The organism is uncultured Gemmiger sp. (assembly GCA_944388105.1).
Classification (GTDB): domain Bacteria; phylum Bacillota; class Clostridia; order Oscillospirales; family Ruminococcaceae; genus Gemmiger.
Window position 1 is genome coordinate 1 of the sequence record CALXHN010000100.1, and the last position, 7,254, is coordinate 7,254.

The following is a 7,254-nucleotide window of genomic DNA, read 5'->3' on the forward strand; positions in this document are numbered from 1 at the left end:
GGCCGTCCGGGGTGGAGTGTATGTGGGCGGCAGGGAACGGCCCCTGCCTTTCTTTTATGTTTCCGGCTGCTGGTGGGAAAATTCCTGCTGCCAGAGCAGGCGGTTCTCTTCGGCGCAGCGGTCCCGGAAGCGGGCGTAGGTATCTAAGAACGCCTTTCCCTGGGGGGTCAGGCGGCTGCCGCCTCCGGCATGGCCCCCGGCGGCCCGCTGGGTCAGGGGATAGCCCAACGCTTCCTCCGCCGTGCGCAGCAGACGCAGGGCCTTGGTGTAGGCCATCCCCATGGCCATGGCGGAGGCCCGCAGGGAACCGGTGTCCTCCACCCCCCGCAAAAGGCGGTAGGGACCTTCCCCGAAGAACTTGTTGCCGTTGTCGTCATAGAGATATACGCGGGTCACGGGCTGCATGGGACATCCTCCTCCTTCAGCATCACCAGATGGGATTGGCCGTTGTCGTCGGTGCAGCGGCGCAGGCAGACCGGGCCGTAGATGCGGGACAAGGCGGCGGTGAGGGTCTCATCGCTGTCGGTGCCCGGGTGCACCAGACCCGCCCCCCGGCCCTCCTCCACCAGCAACAGAGCATCGCAGAAGTTGAGGGCCAGGTTGGGGTCGTGCAGGCTCAGCAGCACCGCCCGGTCCCCCTGGGCAGTGAACTGCCGCAACAGATGCAGGGTGCGGTGGCGGGCCCGCAGGTCCAGGGCACTTTCCGGCTCGTCCAGAAACAGCAGCTCCGCCCCCCCTGCCAGCGCCCGGGCCAGCAGGCACAGCTGCTTCTGGCCTTCGCTCAGGGTCAGGTAGCTTTCCCGGTCCCGCCCGGGCAGGCCCACCCTTTCCAGCATGGCGGAAGCCGCCCGACGCATGGCCGGGGTGGGGGGCTGGAGCAGCCCCAGATGGGGGTTGAACCCCATGAGCACCACATCCAGGGCGCTCAGTTCAATGGAAAGCCCGCTGCGCTGGGGGATGTACCCGCACAGTCGGGCCAGGGCCTTGGGGCGCAGGCGTTCCAGCACCCGGCCGTCCAGGGTGCACTGCCCCTTGTGGGGCAGGATGCCGCAGATGGCCTTGATCAGGGTGGTCTTGCCGCTGCCGTTGGCCCCCAGCACCCCCAGAACCTGTCCGGCGGGCAGGGTGAAGGACAGGTCGTGGACCACCTCCCGGCCGTGATACCCGGCGGTGAGGTGGGAGACTTGCAGTTGTTTCATGTCCGTCGGCCCTCCCGCACCAGCAGAAAGACCAGGAAGGGGGCTCCCAGCAGACTGGTGAAGATGCTCACCGGCAGTTCGGTGGCGGCCACACTGCGGGCCAGGATGTCCGCGGCGCAGAGCAGCGCCGACCCGCACAGCCCGCTGAGAACCAGGGTGGGCAGGCGGCTGCCTTTGCACACCAGCCGGGCGGCGTGGGGGGCCAGCAGCCCCACAAAGCTGACCAGCCCGGTCAGGCTGACCACCGCCGCCACCGCCAGGGTGGCCGCCAGCAGCACCAGCAGCCGCAGGGCGGTGACGTTCACCCCCAGCATCCGGGCTTCCCCCTCCTCGGCGCTGAGGAGCAGCACCTGCCGGTGCAAAGCGAACAGGGCCGCCACGCAGAGGGCACAGATGGCCAGGTTCACCGGCAGGGCGGAGGCTTTCACCCCGTTCAGGCTGCCCATGATCCAGTATTCGATGGAAGCCAGCTCCCGTTCCGGGTCGGCGGTGAGCTTCAGGGCCATGAGCACCGTCTGGGCCAGGGCGTGCACCGCGATGCCCGCCAGCACGATGGTGCCGCTCTGCCCCCGGCGGTCCAGGGCCGAAAGCCCCAGGGCCAGCAGCACGGCGGCCAGGGCGCCCCCGAAGGCGGCCAGGGTGATTTCTGCGGCCCCGGACAGGAACAGAATGCCCGCAGCCGCCCCGGCGCTGGCACCGGAGGACACCCCGATGATGTCCGGGGAGGCCAGGGGATTGCGGAAGACCGTCTGGTACACAAAGCCGCACACCCCCAGGGCAAAGCCCCCGCACACCCCGGTGAGGGCCCGGGGCAGGCGCAGGGTCAGAAAGACCTGGCGCTGCATCTCATCCTGAAAAATGCCGGACACGGTCAGGGGATATTTGCCCACCAGAAGGCTGGCTACGGCCAGCGCCGCCACCAGAAGGGCAGCGGCGCTGAGCAGGACGGCCTCAGGCCGCCGGGTAGGTGAAGTGGTAGAAGGTGTCATAGTAGTTGCCCATCACGGCGTTGGCATCCTCGGTGCTCATGACCTCGGGATGCAGGATGGAAGCCAGCCAGACCGAACCCAGAATGCCGCTGGGCACCGGGCTGTCCCAGGCTTCGGCGTCGCCGGGGATCTGGTAGACGTTGCCGTTCTGCACAGCGGTGCAGGAGGCCAGGGCCTCGTCATTGAGCACGTCCTCACAGGTGTAGGAGGCGTCGGACGCCAGGATGATGTAGTCGGGGTCCCAGTCCAGGATCTGCTCGTAGCTCACCTCCGCCCAGTAGGTGTCGGTGATCTCGGCCGCCACGTTCTGGCCGCCTGCCAGACGGATCATGTCGCTCTGGTACATGGCGTCGCCGGCGGTGGACAGCAGGTCGGAGTTGCCCGCCAGGTAGACGGTGGGGCGCTCCACGTCGGCCATCAGGCTTTCCAGCTGGGCGGCCTCGTCGTCGGAGAAGGCCAGCAGTTCATCGGCCAGGGCGGTGCTGCCGGTGGCGGCGCCCACCAGGGAGATGGTCTCTTCCAGCAGCTCCTGGTCCTCCGGGTTGATGAGGATGACCGGGATGCCCATGCCGGACAGGGTTTCGGCGGCGTCCTTCAGCTTCAGGGGCAGGATGACCAGGTCGGGCTCCAGGGCGGCGCAGCCTTCCAGGTCAAACTCCTTGGCGGAGCCCACGTTGGGCAGCTCCAGCAGCTGGGGGGCGCTCAGGGAATAGATGGGCCGGGTGTCGGCCTTGGCCTCAATGCCCACCAGCTTGTCGGTCTGGCCCAGGGCGATGAGCAGGCTGGTGGAAATGTAGTACCCGCTGACGATGCGCTGGGGCTCGGATTCGATGGTGACCGAACGGCCCGCCTGGTCGGTGACGGTGACCGGGAAGGCGGCGGCAGCTTCTTCCGGGGAAGCGGTGGCTTCCACGGTCTCACTGGCGGCCGGGGTCTCGGCGGTGGCGGTGGAAGCGGCGGGGGCACAGCCCACGGCGCTCAGGGCCACAGCGGCGGCCAGCAGGAAAGACAACAGACGTTTCATGGTGGTTTTCTCCTCTTTCTTGGAATTGCAAAGCGTTGTAGTTCAAAAACTACAACGAGATTGTAGCACAGATGGCTTTCGGTTTCAATGAAAATGTGATACTATAATGCTATATAGTGGCAAAATAGCGGGAAAATGCGGATTTTTGCCCAAAATACGGTCCTGCGGGGCCGCGAAGGAGAAATGTTCCGATGCTGAGCATCCAAAACTATCTGCGCGCCGAAAGCCTGGACCAGGCGTACCAGCTCAACCAGAACCGGCGCAGTCATGTGCTGGGCGGCATGCTGTGGCTGCGCCAGTCCGACATCACGGTGGGCACCGCCATCGACCTGTGCGACCTGGGTCTGGATACCATCGAGGAGACCCCGGAGGAGTACCGCATCGGGGCCACGGTGCCCCTGCGCAGGCTGGAACACCACCCCGGCATCGCCGCCCTTACCGGCGGCGCGGTGGAAGCGGCCCTCAAGGACATTGTGGGGGTGCAGTTCCGCAACATGGCCACGGTGGGGGGCAGCATCTGGGGGCGGTTCGGCTTTTCCGACGTGCTCACCGTGCTGCTGGCCGCCGACTGTGCGGTGGAGCTGTACAAGGGCGGGCGCATCCCCCTGGAAACCTTCGCCGCCATGCCCTATGACCGGGACATCCTCACCCATGTGGTGGTGAAAAAGACCCCCGGCCCCATGGCCTATACCGCCGTGCGCATCGCCCGCACCGATTTCCCGGTGCTGACCTGCGCGGCCTCCTGCCTGCAGGGGGAATACAAGGTGGTCATCGGCGCCCGCCCCGGCAAGGCCGTGGTGGTGCGGGATGAACGGGGCCTGCTGAAAAACGGGCTGACCCCTGAGAGCACCAAGGCCTTTGCGGACTACGCCGCCGAAACCGTGCCCACCGGGTCCAATTCCCGGGGCAGCGCCGAATACCGCACCCATCTGGTGCGGGTACTCACCCAGCGGATGCTGTGCCGTCTGGCAGACAAGGAGGGCTGAATTTATGGAAATCAAACTGCAGCTCAACGGTCGGGCGGTCTGCGTGCCCGACGTGGCCCCCGATACCACTTTGTATGATTTTCTGCGCGCCCAGGGCTGTGCCAGCGTGAAATGCGGGTGCGAGACCTCCAACTGCGGGCTGTGCACCGTGTTCCTGGACGATGTGCCGGTGCTTTCCTGCTCCATGCTGGCCGCCCGGGCGGCGGGCCACAAGGTCACCACCCTGGAAGGCTTGCAGGCCGAAGCCGCGGAGTTCGTGGGCTTCATCGCCGACCAGGGCGCCGACCAGTGCGGCTTCTGCAACCCCGGCTTTGTGATGAACACCATCGCCCTGCTGCGGGAAAACCCCGACCCCACCGACGAGGAGATCAAGGCTTACTTATCCGGCAACCTCTGCCGCTGCTCCGGCTACGAAGGGCAGCTGCGGGGCATCCGCCGCTTTCTGGATTCCCGCAAGGAGGTGCCCCATGCCTGAGAACAAGACCAAATACGTGGGCAAGGCGGTGCGCAAGAAGGACTCCCTGCAGCTTTTGCTGGGCAAGCCGGTGTACACCGACGACATCGCCCCCAAAGGCGCCCTGGTGGTCAAGCTGCTGCGCAGCCCCCACGCCAACGCCCTTGTGAAGACCATCGACACCACCATTGCCAAAAAGGTCCCCGGGGTGGTGGATATCTATACCTGGCAGGACGTGCCCGCCACCCGCTTTGCCATTGCGGGCCAGACCTACCCCGAACCCTCCCCCTATGACCGGCTGATCCTGGACCGGCACCTGCGGTTCGTGGGGGACCCGGTGGCCATCATTGCCGCCGAGACCGAGAAGGCCGCCCAAAAGGCCATGAAGCTCATCAAGGTGGAGTACGAGGTGCTGGAGGCGGTGCTGGATTTCCGCACCGCCAAGGACAACCCCGCCCTGGTCCACCCGGAGGAGGACTGGTTCCCGCCCTGTGAGGTGGGCGGGGACAACCACCGCAACCTGGTGGCCAGCGGCGAGGAGAAGGACGGGGACGTGGAGGCGGTGCTGGCGGGATGCGACATCGTCCTGGACCACACCTACCACACCCGGGCGGTGAACCAGGCCATGATGGAGACCTTCCGCACCTACACCGACCTGGACCGGTACGGACGGCTGCATGTGCTCTCCTCCACCCAGATCGTCTTCCACTGCCGGCGCATCCTGTCCCGGGCGCTGGGCATCCCCAAGAGCCGCATCCGGGTGGAAAAGCCCCGCATCGGCGGCGGCTTCGGGGCCAAGCAGACCGCCGTCTGCGAGGTCTACCCCGCCTTTGTCACCATGAAGACCGGCCGCCCCGCCATGATCACCTACACCCGGGAGGAGAGCCAGATCGCCGGTTCCCCCCGCCACGAGATGGAGGTCCGGGTGCGCCTGGGCGCCGACAAGGACGGCCGCATCCGGGCGCTGGACCTGTACACCCTGTCCAACTCCGGCGCTTACGGCGAGCACGGCCCCACCACCGTGGGCCTGTCCGGCCACAAGTCCATCCCCCTGTACACCGGCAGCCTGGAAGCCTTCCGCTTCCGGTATGACGTGGTGTACACCAACCTGCAGGCTGCCGGCGCCTACCGGGGCTACGGCGCCACCCAGGGCATCTTTGCGGTGGAATCCATCGTCAACGAGCTGGCCGAAAAGCTGCACATGGACCCCACCGAGCTGCGGGACCGCAACATGGTGCGGGAAGGGATGATCATGCCCGCCTACTACAACGAACCCGCCAACGCCTGCGCCCTGGACCGGTGCATGGCCCGCTGCCGGGAGATCTTTGACTGGGAACACCGCTACCCTGTGCGGGATATGGGCAACGGCAAGGTCCGGGCCGCCGGTGTGGCCATGGCCATGCAGGGGTCCGGCATCTCCGGGGTGGACGTGGGTTCCGTGACCCTGAAACTCAGCGAGGACGGCACCTACAACCTGATCATCGGCGCCGCCGATATGGGCACCGGATGCGATACCATCCTGGCCCAGATGGTGGCCGAGTGCATGGACTGCCCGGTGGAGGATGTGGCCGTCTTCGGCGCCGACACCGACGTGTCCCCCTATGATTCCGGCTCCTACGCCTCCTCCACCACCTACGTCACCGGCAAGGCGGTGGAAAAGGCCTGCACCGAGCTCACCGGCCGCATCTGCACCATCGGCGCCGAGCTGCTGGGCTGCGACGCCGCCGACGTGACCTTTGCCGGCAGCTGCGTGCGCGCCGCCGACGGCCGCACCGCCAGCCTCACCGACATCGCCTACAAGTCCCAGGTGTCCAACAACTGCGCCGCCGAGGTCACCGCCACCCATTCCTCCCCCGTCTCCCCGCCGCCCTTCATGGTGGGCATGGCGGAGATCGAGCTGGACAAGCTCACCGGCGAGGTCCGGGTGCTGGAATACGACGCCGTGGTGGACTGCGGCACCCCGGTGAACCCGGCCCTGGCCCGGGTGCAGACCGAGGGCGGCATCGCCCAGGGCATCGGCATGACCCTCACCGAGAACGTGACCTACAATGCCGCCGGCAAGCCCATCGAATCCAGCTTCATGCAGTACAAGCTCCCCACCCGCCTGGATGTGGGCCACCTGCATGTGGAGTTCGAGAGCAGCTACGAGCCCACCGGGCCCTTCGGCGCCAAGTCCATCGGCGAGATCGTCATCAACACCCCGGCCCCGGCCATCGCCCACGCCATCATGCGGGCCACCGGCGTCTGGCACCGGGAACTGCCCATCACCCCCGAGGTCATCGCCATGGCCACCCCCGACCAGGACTGACCCCCCGCACCACAGAAACAATGCCCCCGCCCGCCGGAACCACCCGGCGGCGGGGGTTTTTCTTTGCGGCTTTTCAACGGTTCCGGGCTTTTTTGTGGAAAACCCGGCGGTTGACAGGCGGACCGGAGCATGGTATGCTGACCACATAGAAGTTAGAAAAAGCTAACCGGAGCGCTTTTCCTGCATCCGGAACAAGGCCCATACGGGGCCGGAGGAGGCGACGATCAGGCAAGGAATTCTGTGGGCGGCCGGCGGGACCGGCTTTACCTTTCTCATGACAGCCCTGGGGGCGGG

The 7,254-nt window shown here is 66.6% G+C and carries 7 protein-coding genes; 3 read left to right on the top strand and 4 right to left on the bottom strand.

Translation table 11 applies throughout. The annotated features are described in order from the left end of the window. Positions 1–54 precede the first annotated feature (54 nt). Genes Q0K17_RS09570 through Q0K17_RS09585 form a run of 4 tightly spaced genes read right to left on the bottom strand, consistent with a single transcriptional unit; the run spans position 55 to position 3,212 of the window. Positions 55–405: a LysR family transcriptional regulator gene (locus Q0K17_RS09570; protein WP_294542585.1), complete on the bottom strand. Its 351-nt coding sequence runs from the start codon at positions 403–405 to the stop codon at positions 55–57. Next, positions 393–1,199, bottom strand: a complete 807-nt coding sequence (locus Q0K17_RS09575; RefSeq protein ID WP_294542587.1) for an ABC transporter ATP-binding protein — start codon at positions 1,197–1,199, stop codon at positions 393–395. Before Q0K17_RS09575 ends, Q0K17_RS09570 begins: the two co-directional genes overlap by 13 nt. After that, entirely contained in the window at positions 1,196–2,188 is a 993-nt protein-coding gene (locus Q0K17_RS09580; protein ID WP_294542589.1) for an iron ABC transporter permease, read from the bottom strand. The genes Q0K17_RS09575 and Q0K17_RS09580 overlap by 4 nt, the downstream gene beginning before the upstream one ends. After that, positions 2,151–3,212: an ABC transporter substrate-binding protein gene (locus Q0K17_RS09585; RefSeq protein WP_294542591.1), complete on the bottom strand. Its 1,062-nt coding sequence runs from the start codon at positions 3,210–3,212 to the stop codon at positions 2,151–2,153. Before Q0K17_RS09585 ends, Q0K17_RS09580 begins: the two co-directional genes overlap by 38 nt. Before the next feature lie 191 nt (positions 3,213–3,403). Here Q0K17_RS09585 and Q0K17_RS09590 point away from each other — a divergent pair, with 191 nt between their 5' ends. The 3 genes from Q0K17_RS09590 to Q0K17_RS09600 are packed head-to-tail and all read left to right on the top strand — an operon-like array spanning position 3,404 to position 6,960. Further along, positions 3,404–4,198, top strand: a complete 795-nt coding sequence (locus Q0K17_RS09590) for an FAD binding domain-containing protein (RefSeq protein WP_294542593.1) — start codon at positions 3,404–3,406, stop codon at positions 4,196–4,198. Positions 4,199–4,202: 4 nt separating this feature from the next. Next, the gene (locus Q0K17_RS09595; RefSeq protein ID WP_294542595.1) at positions 4,203–4,673 is read left to right on the top strand and encodes a 2Fe-2S iron-sulfur cluster-binding protein; all 471 of its coding nucleotides are present in this window, start codon (positions 4,203–4,205) and stop codon (positions 4,671–4,673) included. After that, entirely contained in the window at positions 4,666–6,960 is a 2,295-nt protein-coding gene (locus Q0K17_RS09600; RefSeq protein ID WP_294542597.1) for a molybdopterin cofactor-binding domain-containing protein, read from the top strand. The genes Q0K17_RS09595 and Q0K17_RS09600 overlap by 8 nt, the downstream gene beginning before the upstream one ends. Positions 6,961–7,254 lie beyond the last annotated feature (294 nt).

Coding starts and splice junctions, on each gene's coding strand:
- Q0K17_RS09570 (WP_294542585.1), bottom strand. CDS start 405: ATGCAGCCCGTGACCCGCGTATATCTCTATGACGACAACGGCAACAAG.
- Q0K17_RS09575 (WP_294542587.1), bottom strand. CDS start 1,199: ATGAAACAACTGCAAGTCTCCCACCTCACCGCCGGGTATCACGGCCGG.
- Q0K17_RS09580 (WP_294542589.1), bottom strand. CDS start 2,188: ATGACACCTTCTACCACTTCACCTACCCGGCGGCCTGAGGCCGTCCTG.
- Q0K17_RS09585 (WP_294542591.1), bottom strand. CDS start 3,212: ATGAAACGTCTGTTGTCTTTCCTGCTGGCCGCCGCTGTGGCCCTGAGC.
- Q0K17_RS09590 (WP_294542593.1), top strand. CDS start 3,404: ATGCTGAGCATCCAAAACTATCTGCGCGCCGAAAGCCTGGACCAGGCG.
- Q0K17_RS09595 (WP_294542595.1), top strand. CDS start 4,203: ATGGAAATCAAACTGCAGCTCAACGGTCGGGCGGTCTGCGTGCCCGAC.
- Q0K17_RS09600 (WP_294542597.1), top strand. CDS start 4,666: ATGCCTGAGAACAAGACCAAATACGTGGGCAAGGCGGTGCGCAAGAAG.